This window comes from Subtercola endophyticus (genome assembly GCF_021044565.1).
Taxonomy (GTDB): domain Bacteria; phylum Actinomycetota; class Actinomycetes; order Actinomycetales; family Microbacteriaceae; genus Subtercola; species Subtercola endophyticus.
Genome location: NZ_CP087997.1, coordinates 1,024,826 through 1,045,021, shown reverse-complemented (window position 1 = coordinate 1,045,021; position 20,196 = coordinate 1,024,826). Strand labels below are relative to the sequence as shown.

The window sequence follows — 20,196 nt, the reverse complement described above, 5'->3', positions numbered from 1 at the left end:
GATTACCGCCCTGCCAGCATCGGGCTAGAAGCCAGCATCGGGCTGGAAGCCAGCATCGGGCTGGGCGCCAGCACGTGCACGCTGTTCTCGTCGGGCCAGCCGCCGAGCGTCAGCACGCGTCCGCTCGCGTCGACGAGTCGTGCGGCGGTCTCGGCGCCCGCGAGCCAGCCGACCGCGCGGTAACCGCGCACGATGCAGGCCGTGCTCATCGTATTGGCCAGAACGCAGCTCGGGGCGGCGACCGTGACCGTTCGCCACACGGGTTCGGCCGGAATTCCGAAGCGCGGGTCGAGAATGTGGTGCAGGCTACGACCACCACGCTGCCAGCGCCGCTTCTGGGTGCTCGAGGTCGCCAGGGCGTGCCCTGCAGACAGCGTGACGGTGCTCTCGGGGTCTTCGTCGAGGTCACGAACGCTGACCTGCCAGCCTCCGTCGGGCGCGGGCCCCGCCGTGGCGATGTCGCCGCCCAGACTCACCAGCACCCCGCAGCCGAGCTGCTCGAACACCTCGGCCGCCGCGCGGTCGGCAGCGAAGGCCTTCGCGGTGGCGCCGAGGTCGAGCGTGAGATCTGCGGGCACCGTCAACGTGCTGCCGACGAGGCTCACGCGGCGCCAGCCGGGCACGCGGATGCCCGTGTGGAGGCCTGTGGGGATGCCCGTGTGCAGGCTCGTGGCGGCTGCCGCACGCGCCGTGCTCGCCTCGCTGGTCGCTGACAGCACCAGCCCGAAGTCGCGGTCGTAACCGAGGTCGGCGAGCAGACCGCCCAGAGTCGGATCGACGTCACCGTCGGTCTGCTGCGCAGCGTCGAGGGCCGTGCGCACGAGTGTGGACAGGGTGCCGCTCACGACGGCTCCCTGCGACAGGGATCCGTGCAGACGGTTGATTTCGGAGGTTGCGCAGAACCTGTCGCAAGCGCCTGCCACCGCGGCGAGCACGGCATCGACCTGACGACGTGCGGGGCCGAGCAGCGCCGGCTCGGTCACGACGAGCCGCATCGTGGTGCTCCACTGCGACCACTCGGCGGCCGCCGTCGGTTCGGCGATACTCATCATCACGAACCCGACGACCGGGCGTGTGACGAGGAACCCGATCCGGAGCTCACCGACGACGAGCCTGAAGAGCTCGACCCTGAAGAGCTCGACCCCGAAGAGCTGGAGCCCGAAGGCGACGATCCGGACTCGGCTGAACCCGTGGTGCCCGAACTCGACGTGCCAGAGTTCGACGTGCCAGAGCCGGACGTACCAGAGCCGGACGTACCAGAGCCGGACGCACCCGTGTCGGAGCTCGAGGTCGTCGAGCTCGACGTCGAGGCAAGCGGCGTGCTCGCCCACAACGCGACACTCGTTGCTCCGGCAGCGATCAGGCTCGCGGCGCTCACCGCCACGGTCACGAGGGCTGCGCGGCGTCTGCCCGACTCTCGCAGGTTCATTTCGTCAGCCCTCCTTCCGTTTCACCAAGCATGCGCCTCGTGTCTGCAAGAAACACTGGAGGAGTCTATGAACCGATTGAGGGGGAACCAATCCAGTAACCCAGGGCGGCGGCGGCAATCGAGACCACGAGCATGCCGAGCCCGTTCGACAACGCAGCCGCATAGCGTCGTGACTGCACCAAACGCACCGTCTCGAAGCTGGCCGTGCTGAAGGTGGTGTACCCGCCGAGAAAGCCTGTGCCGATGATGAGCGCCCAGTTCGAATCGAGAACCGCCGAGAGCGCAATGGCAGTGACCAGCCCCAGCAGGAACGAGCCGGTCACGTTGATGACGGTGGTGCCAACGGGGTAGCTGGTCTTGAACACCGAGCGGATCGCCCCGTCGAGCACGAACCTGCAGACCGCACCGACCCCGCCGGCTAGCGCGATCGCGAGGAATTCGAGCGGGGTCATCGGGCCCTCCGGGTGGCGCCGAGGGTGATTCCGGCGAACGTCGCCAGCGCTCCGACGACCAGGGTGCCCAAGGCATAGGCGACCGCGACGAAACCCAGACCGGAATGTAGCAGCACGACGGTTCCGACAGCGAGTGTGCTGTAGGTCGTGAAGCCGCCGAGCACCCCCGTTCCGATCAGCAGGCGTACCCGCTGACGCCTTCCTCGGTCGGGGCCGCGGCGCGCGAGGGTGTCGAGCAGCAGACCGAGCGCGAAGGCACCGATCACGTTGATCAAGAGCACCGTCACGGGCAGCGACCCGACCCCGGGGAAAATCTCGATCAACCCGAACCTGAGAGCTGTGCCGACCGTGCCACCCACGAAAACCAGCGCGATGTTCAGCGGCTGCAGCTGAGCCGGCCGGGGAGCCTGAGCGGAGTGCGCGGCCGCTTCGGCGTAGGCGTCGCTATCGATCGGCAGATCGTTGCGCTCGTCTGCGGATTCGGTCACGCCTACAGCTTAGGAGGTGCGCCGACCCCTAAACTCTGGGCATGAGCAACTACGAATTCGGTGGTCGAGCAGACATCGAAAAAGCCCTCGACATGCTGGTGAATCTCGACAACGTGCAGAACAACGCCATTGTCGTGCTCGAGATCGACGAAGAGATCGCCCGGCTGCAGACCGAGCTCGACAAGATCGTCGCCGACCCGAGCTACGTGCCCGACAACGACTCTCTCGAGGTGCTGAGCGGCTATGTCGAGCGCGCCGACGACTGGAACAACAACAAATAGCGAGCGTCAGCGCTGGATGACCAGCAGCGTCGACGTCGCGGTGGCCAGCAGAGTTCCGCGGGCATCCACCAGCTTCGCCTCGGTGAACGCGGCACGGCCGCCCATCTTGATGACGGTCGCTTCGGCCGTCACGGTGCCGGTCTTGCTCGTGATGGCGCGCAGGTACGAAACCTTGAGTTCGAGGGTGGTGTAGGCCTGGTCGGCCGTGAGCAGCGAGTGCACCGCGCATCCGCAGGCCGAGTCGAGCAGGGTCGCCGCGTAACCGCCGTGCACGGAGCCGATGGGGTTGTACATACGTTCGCTGGGGGTACCCGTGAACACCGCGCGGCCCTCTTCGATGGAGACCAGGTCGAATTCCATGGTCTGCCCGATCGGCGGTTGCACGCCGATCTTGATCAGCGCGCGCAGTTGTTCGATGCCTGACAGGCCGGGGCCCGCTTCGTCGGCGAGTGTCACGGTGACTCCCTCGTGATGTAGTCGTGGTGTGATTAGTTGTGCTGTCGAAACTAGACGTTATAGCGATTCGCCTGCGTCTTCGGAATGCATTAGACACTTTCCACAACCGAGAATTGGAATTCTGTGATCTCCGCTGTTAGCACTGCCCTGTGAAAACCACCTCGTGAACGCCGACGACGGCCGCGACGAGCTCGCACCGGTCGACTCGCTGCACAGTGCGGAACCGTTCGAGCGCGCGGCGACAGAACCGGGCAACACAGAACCGGGCAACACAGAACCGGGCAGCACAGAACCGCTGACCCGGCGCAGCCGCTTCGTTGACCTCACTCCCCTGCGGCGGAGCCCACCCTTCGCCCGGCTCTGGGCCGGTGCCGCCATCTCGGGCATCGGCGGCCAGATGACCATCGTCGCGGTGGGGCTGCACATCTACGACCTCACCTCCTCGACGCTCGCCGTCGCTCTCGTGGGCGTCTTCACCCTGGTGCCGATGATCATCTTCGGGCTCTACGGCGGGGTTCTCGCGGACACCTTCGATCGGCGTCTGGTTGCTCTCGTCGCCGCGATCGTCTCGTGGGTCTCAACGGCGACACTCGCGGCGATCGCCTGGGCGCAGGTCGACGTGGTGTGGCCGTACTACGTGCTGGCCGTGCTCATCGCGGTGGGCAGCACGGTGATCGGGGCCACGCGGCAGTCCATCGTTCCGCGGCTGCTGCCGAAAGAGCTGCTGCCCGCGGCCAGCGCGCTGAACGGCATCAGCATGGGGCTGATGATCACCGTCGGGCCCGCGCTGGCGGGCGTGCTCGTCGCAACCGTCGGCATCCAATGGACCTACACCGTCGACGTCATCCTGTTCATCGCCGCCTTCGCGGGTATCTTCTCGCTCCCGAAGATCATTCCCGAAGGCACCAGCGGGCGTGCCGGATTCTCGGCGGTGGTCGATGGTTTGCGCTTCTTGAAGGGGGCGCCCAATGTGCGCATGTCGTTCATCGTCGATATCGTCGCGATGACGTTCGGCCAGCCCCGTGTTCTGCTACCTGCTGTCGGTGCGGTGCTGATCGGCGGCGGGGCGATCACGGTAGGAATTCTAACGGCTGCCGTCGCCGTGGGTGCTCTGCTCAGCAGCGTCTTCTCGGGGCGGCTCGGGCACGTGCGCTGGCAGGGCACGGCCATCGGGCGGGCCATCACAGTGTACGGCGTCTTCATCGCGCTGTTCGGCGCGGTGCTGCTCGTGACGAGCATCCAGAACAACCTGCAACTGCACGCGGTGACGGAGTCGATCGCCGGCGTGAACCTGGTGGCTCTGATTGCCGCCACGGTGTTCTTGGCCGGATCGGGAGCCTCCGACAATGTGAGTGCGATCTTCCGATCGACGCTGTTGCAAGCGGCGGTTCCCGACGGAATGCGCGGCCGCATTCAGGGCGTGTTCACGGTCGTGGTGGCCGGTGGCCCCCGGGTCGGTGACGCCTACATCGGCATTCTCTCGGCGTTCGCCGCCGTCTGGTTCCCGCCGCTGCTCGGTGGCATCATCATCATCGTTCTCATCGGCATCCTGGTTCGCGCCAACCCGGGCTTCCGCCATTACGACGCACAGAACCCCATGCCGTAAGAGCCACGACAAGGGGTTCTGCGCGAAACGTGATCGGCTGAAAGCGGCGGCGTGTACGTCGCTTTCAGCGTTGGTAGCGGCCAATACCCTTTCGGGAGCAACCAGCCGCACTGTGCGCCGCAGAGGCGGCGGCGCACAAATTAATCAGCTCACACCCTTCAGGTCGATCACGAAGATCAGGGTGCGACCGCTGAGGCTGTGGCCACCGCCGGCGGGGCCGTAGGCCAGCTCGGGCGGAACGGTCAGCTTACGACGGCCGCCGACCTTCATGCCGGGAATGCCCTGCTGCCAGCCGGCGATGAGCTGGCGAAGCGGAAAGTTGATGGAGGTGCCGCGGCTCCACGACGAGTCGAATTCGTCGCCGGACTCGTAGTCGACACCGAGGTAGTGCACGTCGACGGTCGAGCCGGCGGTGGCCTCGGGGCCGTCACCCTCGACGATGTCGACGATTTCGAGCGTCTCGGGAGCGGGGCCCTCGGGGGCGTCGAGTTCGGGCTTGGTAGTGAGATCTGTCATGGCTCCATCCAACCGGGGTCGGCACCCGAAAGTCAAAGCGGTTACGCCGTCAGCGCACCCGGCGCCGGCTCGACGAAGGTGAGGCGCTGCGTGGGGCGCGTCATCGAGACGTAGAGCGCCGAGGCCCCGCGCGGAATCTCTGCCACGATGCGCTGCCGATCGACGATGACGACCGAGTCGAACTCGAGCCCCTTGGCCTCTTGCGGGGTCATCACGGCCACGGAACGGGTCAGTCCGACCGCCCCGAGACCGACCTCGCCGGGCAGCTCGGCCGACAGAAACTCGAAGGTCGCCGACAGCGCCGCCGGTACGACGATGACCCCGACCGTGCCGACGGGGTCGATCTCCCGGTCGGCGGTCACGGCATCCAATACCGCTCGGTTCAGCGCTTCGTCTGAAACACCGGATGCCCGCACCGTCGTTATCGGCCACTCACTCTCTCGCACCGACGTCGAGCGCGTCACGGGCAGACCCTGCTCTTCGGCGAACTGCTGCGCCGCATCCGCGATCTGACTCGGAGTGCGGTAGTTCACGGTGAGCTCTTCGAGGCGCCAGCCGTCGCCCTGGCGGGAGCGCCCCACCAGCGGGGCGACCGCTTCGCGCCAGCTATTCGCGCTGGCGGCAGCGCTGGCCTGGGCGATGTCGCCGACGATCGTGAACGACCGCAGCGGGCCGCGGCGGCGCAGCAGCCGCCACTGCATCGGCGAGAGCTCCTGGGCCTCGTCGACCACGATGTGCCCATAGGTCCACGTGCGGTCGGCGGCCGCCCGCTCGGCGGTGGTGCCTCGGGAGGCCTGCTCAGCGAAGGTGTCGGCCAGGTCTTCTGCCCGTACGATGCCCTCGACATCCATGTTCTTGATGGCCTGCTCGGCGTTCTGGATGTCGCGCTTGCGCTGTTGTTTCGTCTCCCGATCGAGCGCGGCCGAGCGCTCGTTGTGCTCACCGAGGTGTTCAGCTGCCTCGTCAAGCAGCGCTATGTCGGACACGGTGAACGGCGCCTCGCGGTCGCGGCGCAGCAGGGCGCGCTTGGCCGGCTCCCAGGTGGGCGTGAGCTCGGCCAGCCACTGCGGCCGGGCGTACAGGTCTTGCAACAGCTTCTGCGGGCTGAGCGGAATCCACGCCGTGTTCAGCACCACGCGAATGTCGTACGACTGCCGCAGATCTTCGCGCAGCCAGCCGTAGTCGTCTTCGTCGACCGTGTTGCCGTGCGCACGCAGCTGCGCCGCCAGCAGGCGGGTCAGCTCGGCCAGCGCGGCTTTCACGAAGATCACCCGGGCCTCGTTGTAGGGCTTGCGGCTCTCGTGAGCCCGGTTCATCGCAGCGGCGATGACACTCGGCTCGACCGTGAGCTGCTCGCCGTTCACATCGACGACCTGCGACTCGGCGGGTACCCGCTGACGGGAGCGCACAGCACGCTCGATGAGCGCCGCCATACCCGTCTCACCTTTGACCTTCGCCACCTCGGGCAGATCTTCGAGCGTCGCCTCCACTCCCGGGTACAGCTGCCCCACGCTCGCGAGCACCACCCCGGACTCACCGAGGCTCGGCAACACCGCCTCGATGTACTGCAGAAACGCCCGCGACGGGCCCACCACCAGCACACCCGACGACTTCAGACGGTCACGGTAGGAGTACAGCAGGTACGCAGCACGGTGCAGCGCCACCGCGGTCTTGCCGGTGCCGGGGCCGCCCTGCACGACGAGAACGCCCTGCAGGGGCGAGCGGATGATGCGGTCTTGCTCCGCCTGAATGGTGGCCACTATGTCGTGCATGCGCCCGGTGCGTTGCGTCGACAGTGACGCCATCAACGCGCCCTCACCCTGCAGCGAGCTGGCCTCTTCAGCGCTGAGCTCGCTGCTGTCGAAGATCTCGTCTTCGATCTTCACGATGCGCCGGCCCTTACTCAGCAGGTGCCGGCGCGAGCGGATGCCCATCGGTGTCGCTGCGGTCGCCTGGTAGAAGGGGCCCGCCTGGGGTACACGCCAGTCGAGCAAGATCGGCTTCAGATTCTCGTCACGCAGGCCGATGCGACCGATGTAGCGGTAGGCCGAGTCGCCGGTCGAGTCGTTCTCCACGTCGGAGTCCGCGTCGGCGTCGCCATCGGCGTCGCTCTCGCGCGCAGCGATCTCGAGTCGCCCGAAGGCGAGCCGCTCATCCACATCGTTCAGCTGCACGATGCGGTCTTCGAAAACCCGGGCGAATGCGTCGCGCTCGGAGCGGCTCTGGTGATTGCCGCCGACGTCTTGGGAATGCACTCGCGCGAGCTGCCGTTGGGCGTCTGCGCGCAGCTCGTCGAGCCGTTCGTACAGCTTCGCCACGTAGTCGCGTTCACGATCGAGTTCAGCTGAAACCACGTTTGTTACCCCTCAAAAATCCGGCTAATCAGTCTAGCTCGCGCGTAGAGCTCTTCTCCCCCGCCCTAAAATCGCAGCATGACCGAAACTTCAGAATCGTCAGCGACGGGTGAGACGCCCACCGCTCGGGTGGAACGCAACTGGAGCGAATTGCTTCAGGAGTTTCGGGTCATACAGACCGGAACACAGATTCTCACCGGATTCTTGCTGACGCTGCCGTTTCAGGCGAAGTTCTCGTCGCTGACGTCGCTGCAGACCACGCTGTATCTCTGCCTCGTCTGCGGCTCGGCACTTGCGACGGCACTTGCACTGGCGCCAGTGAGCCTGCACCGGTTGCTCTTTCGCCGCAACGAAAAGCAGCAGATCGTCGAGACGGCGAACCGGCTGGCGTTAGTCACACTCGTCGTCATCTCGCTGGTGCTCACCGGCACGATCGTGTTCATTTTCGACATCGTCGTCGGAGACACCGCCGGCATCGTGGCAGGCGTCGTGGCGCTGATCGTTCTCGCCCTGCTCTGGCTGGCCCTGCCGCTCTCGATGCGCCGAAGAGTGCCGACCCCGTGAGCGGTAGCGCTGAGGCCGAGGGTGCCGGCGAAAGCCCCGAGGTGCCTCTCAACACTCTGCTCACCGGCAGTGACCGCCGACGCCTCGACCGGGTAGCCGTCTGGTACGCCGTTCGACGGGCCTACTTCGGCTTCTTTCTGCACCGGGGAATCGACTCCAGTGCGGCGCTCACGTTCTACACCGCGCTCGCCTTCTTTCCGGCGTCGCTGGCCGTCGTCTCGATCGTCGGCCTGCTCGACCCGAACGGTGACGCCGTGCGTGTCGTTCTGAACGTGGTCGACAGTTTCGCCCCGAAGGGAACGACGCAGACCACCCGGCTCGCGCTCGAGCAGTTCACACACATTCCCGAGCCCGTACTCGCCCTCACCATCGGCCTGGGGCTGACCATCTGGGCCGGTGCGAGCTACGCCACCGCCTTCGGTCGCACGGTGAATGCCGTCTATCAGGTCACCGAAGGGCGCCGCTTCATCAAGTTGCGCCTGCTCATGCTGGTCGAATCCGTTGCTCTGGTCGTGTTGCTGGCCGTGATCATCGTCATCATCATCGTCACGCCAGAGGTCGCCCGCGCGGTTGTGCTCACGATGGGCTGGCCGCTGCTCGCCGTCGATGTGTGGAGCTATCTCAAGTGGCCCCTGCTCGTTCTGTTCGCGGTCTTCACCGTCATCGTGCTCTATTACGGCACACCGAACATGCGCCGCCCGCGAGTGCGCTGGGTGTCTATCGGCGCGACGTTCGCCATCGCCGCCTGGGCTGCGACCACGGCCGGCTACTACATCTACGTATCGACGTTCGCCGGATACGATCGCCTCTACGGGCTGCTCTCGGGAGCCATCATCACGCTCGTCTGGCTCTTTCTCTCGAACCTGATGCTCGTCTTCGGGGTGGAGGTGGATGCCGAGTTCACGCGCGCCCGCCAGCTGCTCGCAGGCCTGGAATCTGAAGGCACCATTCTGGTCGGCCTGCGTGACACGAAGCGCATTCGTATTCTGCTCGCCCGGCACCACCGAGACGTCGAGCAGGGCCTGGCTATTCGCGAAGAGGCCGCTCGTCTGCAGCAGCCGCCGCCAGCGCCTCCGCGTCGGAGCTGACCACCGAGCCTCGGACAACACCGTGTGCGCCCACGACACCGTGTGCCCCCACAACACCGTGTGCGTCGACGATCGGAATCGCGCTCGTGATGGCTTCGAGCCCCGAGAGCCGGGCCGGCGACAGCAGCTTGGTGACCCGTTCGCGCGACATCAGATCGGCCTCGACCACGAGGTCGGCGATGTTGCGCCCGGTGAGCAGCGCGGTCTTCGCCAGGGCCGACGACGCGGAGTAGCCGATGTACGGCGTCAGCGCCGTGACCACACCGACCGAGGTCGACACGAGCCGGTCGAGCCGGTCGAGGTTGGCCGTGATGCCGTCGATGCAGTTGATGCGCAAGGTCAGGCAACCCTGTGTCATCCAGGCCAGGCTCTGCAGCAGGGAGTGCGCGATCACCGGCTCGAACGCGTTCAGCTGAAGCTGCCCGCCCTCGGCCGCCATCGTGACGGTCACATCGGCGCCGGCGACCGAGAAGGCGATCTGGTTCACGACCTCGGGAATGACCGGATTCACCTTGCCGGGCATGATGCTCGAGCCCGCCTGCCGCGCCGGCAGGTTGATCTCACCGAAGCCCGCCTGCGGCCCGCTCGAAAGCAGCCGCAGGTCGTTGCAGATCTTGCTCAACTTGATGGCGCTGCGCTTCAGGATGCCCGACAGCTGCATGAACACGCCGGCGTCGCTCGTTGCCTCGATGAGGTCGGGCGCGGTGACGTACTCGAACCCGGTCAGCTCGCGCAGGTGCCGCCGAACGGAATCCGCATAGCGCGGGTCGGCCGTGATGCCGGTGCCGATGGCGGTCGCCCCGAGGTTGATCTCCCAGAGCAGCGGCACCGTCTCGGCCAGACGCTGGTTGTCTTCGGTCAGAGTCGTGGCGAAGCCGTGGAACTCCTGGCCGAGCGTCATCGGCACCGCGTCTTGCAGCTGGGTGCGGCCGATCTTCAGCACATCGGCGAACTCGACACCCTTCGCGGCGAACGAATCGCGCAGCAGCTCGTGCTCGACCAGCAGGCGCTGCAGGCCGAAGCAGAGGGCCAGCTTGACGGCCGTGGGGTACACGTCGTTCGTACTCTGGCTGCGATTCATGTCGTCGAGCGGATGCAGCACGTCGTAGCTGCCCTTCGGCTTGCCCATCAGCTCGAGAGCCACGTTGGTGAGCACCTCGTTCGCATTCATGTTCGTCGAGGTGCCGGCGCCGCCCTGAATCACGCCGACCACGAACTGGTCGTGGTACTTTCCGTCGCGTACGAGCTGGCAGGCCTCGTCGATGTACCGGGCCTTCGTGGGGTCGAGCACGCCGATCTCGGCGTTGGCCCGCGCCGCGGCCTGCTTCACGATGACCAGCGCATCGATCAGATCGGGGTAGACGGAGATCGGCCGCCGACTGATGGGAAAGTTCTCGAGCGCACGTGCGGTGTGGATGCCCCAGTACGCCTCATACGGAATCTCTACGCTGCCCAGCGAATCGGTCTCTGTACGAGTACGCGGGTGGGCGATATCGGCAGCGACGTCTTCTTTGACGGTCGCGGCGGAGGTGGTTGTGGGGCTAGCGGTGGGAATGGGCTGAGTCGAGGTGTGCACGGCCTGCGACTTTACTCGCCTTAGGTGAGCTTTCGTAGGAAACCGCGGATGAACGCATCTTTCTTGTGTGTGAACGGCGGATACACCAAGTTGAATGTGTCTGGCTTCAAACTCTTGCTCAGCACAGCCTTGTCGTGACTGAACACCGCGACACTGCGCTCGCCGTGGTAAGCGCCCATTCCGCTCGCCCCGACTCCCCCGAACGGCAGCCCCTGAACGAGCAGATGCGCCGCCGGAACACCGAACGCGAGGGCACCCGAGGAGGTACCGGTGATGAAGCGCCGGCGTACCGCCTTCGAGTCGCTGAACACATAGAGCGCCAGCGGTTTGTCACCGGCGTTGATGTGGGCGATCGCGTCGTCGAGTGAGTTCACGGTGACGATCGGCAGAATCGGTCCGAAGATCTCTTGGGCCATGACCGGGGCATCGCGGCTCACCCCGCGCAGCACCGTCGGAGCGAGATAGCGTGTACGGGCATCCGAATCGCCCCCGGTCACCACGTCTTCACCGGCCAGCAGGCCCGTGAGACGCTCGAACTGGCCGTCGTTGACGATGCGGCCGTAACTGTCGCTCTGCGCCGGGTTCGAGCCGTAGAACTCCGCGATCACCTCGACCAGCAGCGGCTCGAGTTTGGCGGCGATGGCTGGCGTGGTGAGCAGATAGTCGGGCGCGACGCAGGTCTGACCGGCGTTCATGAACTTGCCCCAGGCCACCCGGTGGGCCACCACACGCAGATCGACGGTGTCGTCGACATACACCGGCGACTTTCCGCCGAGCTCCAGCGTGATGGGCGTCAGGTTCTCGACCGCGGCCTGCATCACGATGCGGCCGACGCGACCGTTTCCCGTGTAGAAGATGTGGTCGAAGCGCTGCTTCAGCAGCTCGGTGGTCTCGGGCACGCCGCCCTCGACGATGGTCACCGCGCGTGAATCGAAGTACTGCTCGAAAAGATGGGCGAAGACCGCAGAGGTCGCCGGAGCCAGCTCGCTCGGTTTCGCCAACACGGCGTTGCCGGCCGCCAGTGCCCCGACGATCGGCACCAGCAACAGCTGCACGGGGTAGTTCCACGGCGCGATCACCAGCACGACGCCGAGCGGCTCGCGCACCGTCTTGGCCGAGGCCGGCGCAATCAGCAACGGCGACGGCACCCGCTTCGGGCGCAGCCAGCTCTTCAGGTTCGAGATCGTGTGTTCGATCTCTGCCAGAACGAAGCCGATCTCGGTGAGTTGCGCCTCTGCCGGGTTCTTGGCCAGATCGGCCAGCAGGGCTCCCTCGATGGCAGGCGTGTTCTCGAGCAAGAGAGCCTTGAGCGCCTTCAGCTGCCGGATGCGCCAGGCATACGGTTTGGTGAGACCCGCGTCGAACGTGGCACGCAACTGCGTGACAACGCCCGGGATGTCTCGCAAAGCGGCGTCGGCGACCGCCGAACGATGCGTTTCAGGTGCAACAGGAGAAGCGTCGATGCTCATAATTCATCGTAGGCCTGCTGTCGCGCGTCGTTACAGTTTCGTGGGTTGAGAAGCCAGCTTCTTCAGCGAGAAATTCGGGTTCGAAATGTCTTTCGCCCGCCCGGTTCGGGCGAAGCCGGCCCAGAGCCGTCGCAACACCGAGCCGAACCGGTCGAGATCGGCCCAGGCCGTGCCGCCGAGCATCGGCGACCCGCGCCAGAACTCTTCATCGGCCCAGAAGAACGGCAGCTCGAGGCAGTGACAGGCGCCCCATTGCGTCTTGGCCGGCCGCCAGTCGAGCCGATACGTGTACACCTGGGCACCGCCACGCTCGAGCAGCTCGGCCAGCTTCAGCGCGGGGCCACCGAACGCACGCCTGGTGAAGCCGTAGTTCAGCGGCTGGGTGAGGGGTCGGAGAACAGCGGATGATCGTGCGATGTGCAGCGCGTGAACGTCTTCGAGAAACGGGCTGAAGTCGTCGCGGTTGTAGCCGATGATGGCCTCGACAGCCCCCGCGCGCCGCTCGAGCAGGCCGGCAACGTCACTCGTCGCCGGCACCGGCCAGACTCCGGGCGTCGGAGCGTACGGCATGCCCTTGGTGAGCAGGTCTCCGGTGAGGCCCTTCATGGCGGCCACCTGCGCCTGGGTCATGTCGTGCACCGACGCCGTTTTCGGGTCCGCTTTCAGTTCTGCCAGAAATCTCTCGCTCAGCTCTGGCGCGAGCGTCTCGCGCCCCACATTCAGCCCGAGTGGAGCGCTCTGCAGAATGACGCGGTGGTAGTACTCGTCTGCCTCGACGATGCTCAGCAGATGCGCGATGGAATCCGCCCCTGCCGACTGCCCGAACAGGGTGACGTTATCGGGGTCTCCACCGAAGCTGGCGATGTTCTGCTTGACCCACTCGAGGGCGGTGAGCTGGTCGAGCAGGCCGAGGTTGGCCTGCGCGACGCCGTCGATGGGCAGAAAGCCGAAGACGCCGAGGCGGTAGTTGAACCCCACCACGATGACGTCGCCGTCGCGCACGAGGCGTGACGGGTCGTAGATCTCGCCGCTGCCGGAACCGTTCACGTAGGCTCCGCCGTGAATCCACACCATGACGGGGCGGGGTGAATCGCTTTCGGCCGCCGGGCGGGTGACATTGACGTAGAAGCAGTCTTCATCCATCGGCGGAATACGCTTCGGAAGCGCCAGCAGCGTCATCGCGAACCTCGGCTGCGGGCACATCGGGCCGTCGCCGAGCGCGTCGCGCACTCCGCTCCACGCCTCGACGGGGTGAGGTGGCTCGAACCGGTCGGCGTGTGCATACCGAATGCCACGAAAGCGCATCAGGTCGCCCTCGATCGAACCTCGCAGTGTGCCAAGAGGCGTCTCGACGTCGACGGTCGGCGCGTCGGCCGGAGCGTGCTGAAACCCGGCGTCGGCCGCCTGGTCGGGCGACGCCAGTTGTTTGTCTTCTGCTTCCATCGTCATCTCTGCTCCAAAATACCCGTCATCGATATCGCCTCAGCGCCCCGCCAGCACGTCTTCGAGCGTACGCGGCGCGTGGCCGGTGAGCCGCTGCACGTCAGGGCTGAGGGCCTCGAGTTCGCCGTCGCGGATGCCCGTGTACGTGCTCACCCAGGCGTCCACCATGAACGCCGGGGCACCGAAATGGGCGCGCGAGGCGTACGCCTCCTCCACCGTCTCGTCGAGAAACGTCACGTTTCGACCGGTCGCCGCGGAGGTGCGCCGAGCCACGTCGGCGAAACTCACCGCTTCGCCGCCCGTCAACGCGTAGGCCGCATTACGGTGCGCCGCCGGGTCACGCAGCACCACGGCGGCGACATCGGCCACGTCGGCGCGCGCAACCGCGGCGATGCGCCCCTCGCCGGCCGGGCCGCGGATCACGCCGTTCTCATCGGCCCACTGCGGCAGCAGGTCGAGGTAGAAGTTGTCACGCAAGAACGTGTAGTCGAGCCCCGACGACCTGAGTACCTCTTCGGTGTCGCCGTGGTCGCGTGCGAGCGTGAAGGCCGCGTGCGGGCCGGCACCGACGAACGAGGTGTACACGACGTGCGAGACGCCGACGTCGACGGCCGACTGGATGAACTGCACATGCTCGGCGACCCGATCGGGTGACTCGGCCGCCGACACCATGAACAGAACATCCACGCCCTCCAGAGCACGCCGGCCGGCGTGCTCGTCGCGGTACTCTGTCACTCCCACCGAGATGTCGGGCGGCGGCACCGAAGCATCGCTTCGCCCCGCCAGCAAATCAGGCACCCGCGCCGCGTCGCGCACGATGAGACGCAGGCTCTGTGCGGAACCGTCGACACGGGCATCCGCCGCCAGCAGCCTCGCGACAGCGCCGCCGATGTGGCCGGTGACTCCCGTGATTCCGACGACCGTCATGCGTGCTCTCCGTGAATCTGCTCGATGATCGCCAGCGTCTCCAGCGAACTCCGAGCATCCACCGGCAGCGCCGACCCCGTGGTCAGGGCATCGCCCAGAATGCCATAAAAGCTGCGGTAGTCGCCGCGCTCGGTCGGCACCGTCGTGAGTGACGCGTCTATTCCGAGCTGACCCCAGGTCGACTCCGGTTCGACCCCGAAATCGTCATCGGTCACCCGAGCGCCCGCTTTCAGGGCCGCCTCCTGCCCGTCGAGGCCCCACTTCGTATACGCCGCCGTCGAGCCGAGCACGTGAAAGCGCGCGCCCTTCTGCGCCGCGAGCGAATTCATCCAGAGGTGACTGCTCACCCCCGACAGGTGCCGCAGCGCGACGAACGCGTCATCGTCTGCGCCGGCGCTCGGCAGCCGGGTCGAGACTTCGGAGTAGACCTCGTCGACCGGCCCGAACAGCTGCAGGGCCTGATCGATGAGGTGCGATCCGAGGTCGAAGAGGATGCCGCCGCCTTCGCCGACGGTCGCCCCGCGTTTCCACTCCCGCGCGCCCTGCGGCTTCCACCACTCGAACCGCGACTCGAAGCGGTACACCTCGCCGAGCGCCCCCTCATCGAGCAGACCGCGCAGCGTCAGATAGTCGCCGTCCCAGCGCCGGTTCTGAAAGACGGTGAGCGCGACGCCTCGCCGCTCGGCGAGGTCGATCAGCTCGGTCGCCTGCGCCACCGTGGCGGCGAACGGCTTGTCAATGACGACGGAGAGACCCGCTTCGATGGCAGCCAGAGCGAGCCCGTAGTGCGAACCCGGCGGTGACGCGATCACCACCAGATCGAGGTCGTCGGCCTTCTCGAAAAGCTCTGCGGTGGTGGCGACGATGGTCGCCTGCGGATAGCCGGCGTGAGCCGCATCCTGCCGCTTCGCGTCGCCGGTGACGATCGCGGCGAGATCGAACCGACCGTCTGCGCCGAGAAACGGAGCGTGAAAGACGCTGCCGGCCAACCCGAAGCCGATGAGCCCGGTGCGAACGGGTGAACTGAAGGTACTGACCGGCATGAACCCCAGACTAGCCAGGCGGGCCAGAATTCTGAACGCCGACTGGGAATTTCACACGGTAGTTAGCAGTTGCAAACCTTGTGCAGCCAACGACACCGACTCCCGATGCCCCTGGCATTCTCACCGCCCGCCAACGAAAACGCCTCAGCAAGCCCGAAAACGAGCGCGCCATCATCTTCACTCTGGCGTTCACCGGGCTGATCGCTGCCTTCATGCAGACGCTCGTCACCCCCATCGTTCCCGAGCTGCCCACGCTTCTGAACACCTCGACGTCGAACGCCTCATGGGTGCTCGCCGCCACGCTGCTGGCCGCCGCCATTACGACGCCGATCGCCGGGCGATTGGGTGACATGTTCGGCAAACGCCGCATCGCACTCGTTCTGCTCGTTCTGCTCTTCGCCGGATCCGTGCTCTGCGCGCTGTCGACCGATGTCATCGTTCTCATCGCCGGGCGGGCCCTGCAAGGCATGGGTCTCGGCGTCATCGCGCTCGGCATCAGCATTCTGCGCGATGTGCTTCACCCGAAGCGCCTCGGCGCGGCGGTCGCCCTGGTCAGCGCCACGCTCGGAATCGGGGCGTCGATCGGTCTGCCCATTTCGGCCCTGATCGCTCAGAACTTCGACTGGCACATGCTGTTCTGGCTGTCGGCTCTGCTCGGGCTCATCGCCATCGTGCTGATGTTCACCATCGTGCCCGTGAGCACCCTGCGCACGGGCGGCTCGTTCGACTTCATCGGCGCCGTCGGCTTCGCCATCGGACTCATTGCGATTCTGCTCGCCGTCTCGAAGGGCGGCGAATGGGGCTGGGGCAGCCCGCTGACGCTCGGAATGCTCGTCGGAGGCGTCGTCGTGCTCGTCATCTGGGGTTTCTTCGAGCTGCGCACGGGCAATCCCCTCGTCGATCTGCGCGTCGCCGCACGCCGGCCGGTTCTGCTGACCAACCTGACGTCGATCACCGTCGGCTTCGGCTTTTTCGCAACGGCCGCCATTCTGCCTCAGCTTCTCGAATCGCCCACCACGACCGGTGTCGGGCTCGGCCAGACTCTGCTTATAGCCAGCCTCTGCCTGATGCCGAGCGGCCTGGTCATGTTCTTCATGTCGCCGGTGGCGGCGCGCCTGATCGCGACGCGGGGGCCCCGCACCAGCCTCATTCTGGGCGGCGTGATCATCTTCTTGGGCTACGCATTCGCTGTGGGATTCATGACGCAGGTGTGGAACGCGATCTTGGTCGCGACGATTGTCGGGTTCGGTGTGGGTTTCGCCTACGCGGCAATGCCGACCCTCATCATGAGAGCGGTACCGGCAACCGAGACGGCTGCGGCGAACGGCCTCAACTCGGTCATGCGCAGTCTCGGTTCGACCATCGCGGCGGCCGTGCTCGGGCTCATTCTGTCGGGAAGCGTGGTCGTCTCCGACGGACACGCGATTCCCACGGCCGGAGCGTTCCAATTGTGCTTCGCCATCGCCGGCGCGGTTGCTCTCGCCGGGGTGATCGCCGCGTTCTTCCTTCCCCGCCTCGAGGCAGGAAGCGAGACGGCGAGCATCCCCGTCGTCGCAGCGAAGGAGCCCGCGCTCTCGTAGCGCCTGTCGCGAACACGATGCGGCGCGCACACGATGTGCCGCGCACTCGATGCGTCGCGCACGATCTGCGCCGCCTTCACCGCGTCAATCCCCCACACACCGCGGGGGTTTTCCGTAAGGTGAGGTGTCATGGAGACCGGCGAGCTGCTCATCATTCTCGCCGGGTCGCTGGCGGTCAGCGCCTTCGCACGCTGGCGCGGCTGGCCCGCTCCCCTGTTGGTCGTCGCAGTGGGCCTCGCCGTGTCGTTAATTCCCGGTGTGCCGAGCATCGAGATCGACTCCGAGGTCGTTCTCACGGTCATCCTGCCCCCCTTGCTCTACTCGGCCTCACTCGACGTCTCGTACCAGAACTTCCGAGAGAGCGCCCGGCAGATCAGGCGCCTCGGCATCGGTCTGGTCGTCGTGACGGCGCTGGTGGTCGGCGGCGTGGCCTACCTGCTGGTTCCGTCGCTGACACTGCCCGGCGCACTGCTGCTCGGCGCGGTGGTCTCACCGCCCGACGCCGTCTCGGCCACCGCCATCGGGCGGCGCCTCGGCCTGCCGCGCCGGGTGATGACGGTGCTCTCGGGCGAGAGCCTGATCAATGACGCGGCGTCTTTGACGTTGTTCAAGGTGTTCTTGGCCGTGATCGGCGGCGAGATGCTGAGCTTCGGCGGAGTGGCCTGGCTGTTCATCGTGACCATCGTGGTGGGCATCGCCGTGGGGCTCGTCATCGGCATCGTCGTGCAGTACATCCGGATGCACGTGCGTGACTCGCTCGTCGGCACGACGCTCGGTCTGCTGGTGCCGTTCGGTGCGTATACCGCGGGCGAGGCACTGCACGGCTCCGGCGTGCTCGCCGTCGTCGCCGCGGGGCTCTACATCGGCTACAACTCGCCTCGAACCGGGTACCAGACCCGGTTGCAGGAACGCCCGGTCTGGGCATCCATCGACCTGTTGCTCGAAGGCTTCGTGTTCGCTCTCATCGGTCTGCAGATGAGTCAGGTGGCCAGCGACGTGGCACAGAGTTCGCTGGGGCTCGGCCCCTCTCTCGCCCTCGCCGGAGTGGTGTTCGTGGTGGTGGTCTTGATTCGGCCGGTGTACGTGTTCGCGGCCTACTACCGAACGAAACAATGGGAATCGACCAGGCGAAAGCTGCCACTGCTGCGCCGGTTGCGCGACCGCTCCGAGCCCGAGCTGAGTTGGCGAGAGCTCACCGTCATCTCGTGGACCGGCATGCGCGGCGTGGTCACTCTTGCTGCCGCCGCTGCGGTGCCTGTCACGACGGCGTCGGGCGATGTCGCCGGGCGCGACACCATCGTGCTGGTCGCGTTCGCCGTCACCGTCGGAACGCTGCTCGTACAGGGGCTCAGCCTGCCCGGTGTGATCAAGGCGCTGGGTGTGGTCGACGAGGGTCAGGTCGAACGCGACACCGAAGACGAGGTTCGCGTGTTCGAGCTGAGCATTCGCGAAACGAGCGACTACATCGATGAGCACCACGACGAATGGGCCGAGAAGTACGGCACCGAGAAGCTCGACCGTTCGATACAGATTCTGAAAGACCAGTACGCGCGTCAGGTCGCCGTGCTGCTCGAAGAGAACGGGCTCGACGAACAAGACCTCGACGCCACCCCGATCGAAGAGGCGATCGACACCGCCGTCGTGCGCGAGCCTCGCCTCTCAGGAACCGAACTCACTGAACTGCGAAGCGAACTGCTCGACCACCGGCGCAGCATCGCGGTGCGCCAGCGCAACTCGGGCGAGCTCGACGAAGAGGTGATGCGCAGCGTACTGCGCGGCATCGACGCCGAACAACTCGCTCTCGACACCTCGACGTTCACGCGCACGCGCGCCGAACAGGGTCAGGATGGGCGGGCCGATGAAAGCCGGGAATGACGCCCCAGAACCCACCGAACCCGGCAGAGCCACGGAGCCCGGCAACCACACCGAACCCGGCGACCACGCGGCACCCGGCGAACCCGCAGCACCCGGCGAACCGACCCGCGCCGAACGAAGCCGTGCTCGGGCGCTGCAGGGCCCGACGCCCGGCAAACCGGTGAAGCCGGTAGGCCCGCCCGCCGCCGGCCCGCGCACCTGGGCCGTCGCCCACTGGGCCGTCGCCGCCCGATTGTCAGCCGCCCCACGCCCCTCTGGCGTCACCGTGGCCGACAGTCGGCTTGCCGAGCCGTTCGCCTCGGTCGACGTGCGCAGTTACCACCCCGGCACCGAATCGGCGCGAGCCGTCATCGTGTACTTTCCCGCGTCGGCAGAACTCGACGCCCTGCGGCACCGCGCCGGCGAGTGGCTGTGCGGCTCACTGTCCCAACGCCTCGGGGTGGTGGTCGTGCGTGTCGCTGTCGGCTCAGGGGTGGTCGATGCCCATCAGGCGGCCTACGCGGCCGTGCGGTGGGCTGCCGCCGAGCATCCGGATGCCCCGCTCGCCATCCTCGGAGCAGCCGACGGCGGCTCGCTCGCCGCCCGGGCCGCCATGATCGCCCGCGACGAGAACAGCCGCGACGAGCTGCGACGCGGCCCAGGCGACACACCGACGGCGACGCCGCACCTCCTGCGCCAGGCCCTGATCGCCCCGGATTTCAGCCTCATCGCCGGGCCGCCCGCCACCGCCGAGGCCCTCGTCACGTCGCTCGTCGCCCGACTGAGCGAACTGCCGCCCACGCTCGTGCAGCGCGCCACCACGACTTCCGCGCAACTCGCCGATGAGAACCTCGCGGTACTGCTGCGCGAGGCCGGAGTCGCCGTTCGCGAGATCGAATACCCGCCCACGGTGCTCAGCTGGGCCTCCTATCCGCGAGCGGTAGCTCACTCTGGGCGCGCTCTGGCCGATCTCGAGGCGTTCTTTCGCCGCGGGCTGATCGACGACGGCTTCGACATCGTGCCGGCCTGGAACGTGCACTGAACCTCACGTCGAACCGCAGTCAGACCGC

At 66.6% G+C, this 20,196-nt stretch carries 18 protein-coding genes; 7 read left to right on the top strand and 11 right to left on the bottom strand.

Annotated features, from left to right (window positions below):
* Positions 1 to 2: 2 nt before the first annotated feature.
* From LQ955_RS05020 to LQ955_RS05010, 3 genes are all read right to left on the bottom strand, one after another.
* A complete protein-coding gene (locus LQ955_RS05020) occupies positions 3 to 1,331 on the bottom strand; it encodes an FAD:protein FMN transferase (RefSeq protein WP_231027106.1) in 1,329 nt (442 codons plus the stop codon).
* Between the two features lie 163 nt (positions 1,332 to 1,494).
* Positions 1,495 to 1,881: a fluoride efflux transporter CrcB gene (gene crcB / locus LQ955_RS05015; RefSeq protein WP_231027105.1), complete on the bottom strand. Its 387-nt coding sequence runs from the start codon at positions 1,879 to 1,881 to the stop codon at positions 1,495 to 1,497.
* On the bottom strand, positions 1,878 to 2,369 hold the full coding sequence (locus LQ955_RS05010; RefSeq protein ID WP_231027104.1) for a fluoride efflux transporter FluC: 492 nt from the start codon (positions 2,367 to 2,369) through the stop codon (positions 1,878 to 1,880). Before LQ955_RS05010 ends, crcB begins: the two co-directional genes overlap by 4 nt.
* Positions 2,370 to 2,410: 41 nt before the next feature.
* Here LQ955_RS05010 and LQ955_RS05005 point away from each other — a divergent pair, with 41 nt between their 5' ends.
* A complete protein-coding gene (locus LQ955_RS05005; RefSeq protein WP_231027103.1) occupies positions 2,411 to 2,650 on the top strand; it encodes a hypothetical protein in 240 nt (79 codons plus the stop codon).
* 6 nt (positions 2,651 to 2,656) lie between these two features.
* Here the strand turns inward: LQ955_RS05005 and LQ955_RS05000 are convergent, their stop codons facing one another.
* Positions 2,657 to 3,106 (bottom strand): PaaI family thioesterase, encoded by a 450-nt coding sequence (locus LQ955_RS05000; protein WP_231027102.1) that lies wholly within the window; start codon positions 3,104 to 3,106, stop codon positions 2,657 to 2,659.
* Between the two features lie 163 nt (positions 3,107 to 3,269).
* On the opposite strand from LQ955_RS05000, the gene LQ955_RS04995 reads away from it, so the two are divergent.
* Positions 3,270 to 4,712: an MFS transporter gene (locus LQ955_RS04995; RefSeq protein WP_390623442.1), complete on the top strand. Its 1,443-nt coding sequence runs from the start codon at positions 3,270 to 3,272 to the stop codon at positions 4,710 to 4,712.
* A 144-nt stretch (positions 4,713 to 4,856) separates the two neighbouring features.
* On the opposite strand, the gene LQ955_RS04990 is transcribed toward LQ955_RS04995, so the two are convergent.
* Both LQ955_RS04990 and LQ955_RS04985 read right to left on the bottom strand, forming a co-directional pair.
* Complete coding sequence (locus tag LQ955_RS04990; RefSeq protein WP_231027101.1) at positions 4,857 to 5,228, bottom strand: FKBP-type peptidyl-prolyl cis-trans isomerase; 372 nt, start codon at positions 5,226 to 5,228, stop codon at positions 4,857 to 4,859.
* A 41-nt stretch (positions 5,229 to 5,269) separates the two neighbouring features.
* Complete coding sequence (locus tag LQ955_RS04985; protein ID WP_231027100.1) at positions 5,270 to 7,582, bottom strand: HelD family protein; 2,313 nt, start codon at positions 7,580 to 7,582, stop codon at positions 5,270 to 5,272.
* 78 nt (positions 7,583 to 7,660) lie between these two features.
* Between LQ955_RS04985 and LQ955_RS04980 the strand changes: the two genes are divergently transcribed.
* On the top strand, positions 7,661 to 8,146 hold the full coding sequence (locus tag LQ955_RS04980; protein WP_231027099.1) for a DUF6328 family protein: 486 nt from the start codon (positions 7,661 to 7,663) through the stop codon (positions 8,144 to 8,146).
* Entirely contained in the window at positions 8,143 to 9,234 is a 1,092-nt protein-coding gene (locus tag LQ955_RS04975) for a YihY/virulence factor BrkB family protein (protein ID WP_231027098.1), read from the top strand. The genes LQ955_RS04980 and LQ955_RS04975 overlap by 4 nt, the downstream gene beginning before the upstream one ends.
* Here LQ955_RS04975 and LQ955_RS04970 read toward each other — a convergent pair.
* The 5 genes from LQ955_RS04970 to LQ955_RS04950 all read right to left on the bottom strand — a co-directional run bounded on the left by LQ955_RS04970 (position 9,173) and on the right by LQ955_RS04950 (position 15,692).
* Positions 9,173 to 10,726 carry an aspartate ammonia-lyase gene (locus LQ955_RS04970; RefSeq protein ID WP_231028048.1) on the bottom strand — a complete coding sequence of 518 codons (1,554 nt, stop codon included), beginning with the start codon at positions 10,724 to 10,726 and terminating at the stop codon, positions 9,173 to 9,175. The two genes, LQ955_RS04975 and LQ955_RS04970, sit on opposite strands and share 62 nt — an antisense overlap.
* 104 nt (positions 10,727 to 10,830) lie before the next feature.
* Positions 10,831 to 12,279 (bottom strand): aldehyde dehydrogenase family protein, encoded by a 1,449-nt coding sequence (locus LQ955_RS04965; protein WP_231027097.1) that lies wholly within the window; start codon positions 12,277 to 12,279, stop codon positions 10,831 to 10,833.
* A 30-nt stretch (positions 12,280 to 12,309) separates the two neighbouring features.
* Complete coding sequence (locus LQ955_RS04960) at positions 12,310 to 13,728, bottom strand: carboxylesterase/lipase family protein (protein ID WP_231027096.1); 1,419 nt, start codon at positions 13,726 to 13,728, stop codon at positions 12,310 to 12,312.
* Between the two features lie 33 nt (positions 13,729 to 13,761).
* Positions 13,762 to 14,649 carry an SDR family oxidoreductase gene (locus LQ955_RS04955; protein WP_231027095.1) on the bottom strand — a complete coding sequence of 296 codons (888 nt, stop codon included), beginning with the start codon at positions 14,647 to 14,649 and terminating at the stop codon, positions 13,762 to 13,764.
* On the bottom strand, positions 14,646 to 15,692 hold the full coding sequence (locus LQ955_RS04950; protein ID WP_231027094.1) for a Gfo/Idh/MocA family protein: 1,047 nt from the start codon (positions 15,690 to 15,692) through the stop codon (positions 14,646 to 14,648). Before LQ955_RS04950 ends, LQ955_RS04955 begins: the two co-directional genes overlap by 4 nt.
* Before the next feature lie 80 nt (positions 15,693 to 15,772).
* On the opposite strand from LQ955_RS04950, the gene LQ955_RS04945 reads away from it, so the two are divergent.
* The 3 genes from LQ955_RS04945 (at position 15,773) to LQ955_RS04935 (ending at position 20,168) form a co-directional block, all read left to right on the top strand.
* The gene (locus LQ955_RS04945) at positions 15,773 to 17,272 is read left to right on the top strand and encodes an MFS transporter (RefSeq protein WP_231027093.1); all 1,500 of its coding nucleotides are present in this window, start codon (positions 15,773 to 15,775) and stop codon (positions 17,270 to 17,272) included.
* A gap of 129 nt (positions 17,273 to 17,401) precedes the next feature.
* Positions 17,402 to 19,147, top strand: a complete 1,746-nt coding sequence (locus LQ955_RS04940) for a cation:proton antiporter (protein ID WP_231027092.1) — start codon at positions 17,402 to 17,404, stop codon at positions 19,145 to 19,147.
* Positions 19,131 to 20,168, top strand: a complete 1,038-nt coding sequence (locus LQ955_RS04935; protein ID WP_231027091.1) for an alpha/beta hydrolase family protein — start codon at positions 19,131 to 19,133, stop codon at positions 20,166 to 20,168. The genes LQ955_RS04940 and LQ955_RS04935 overlap by 17 nt, the downstream gene beginning before the upstream one ends.
* The last annotated feature ends 28 nt before the right edge of the window (positions 20,169 to 20,196 follow it).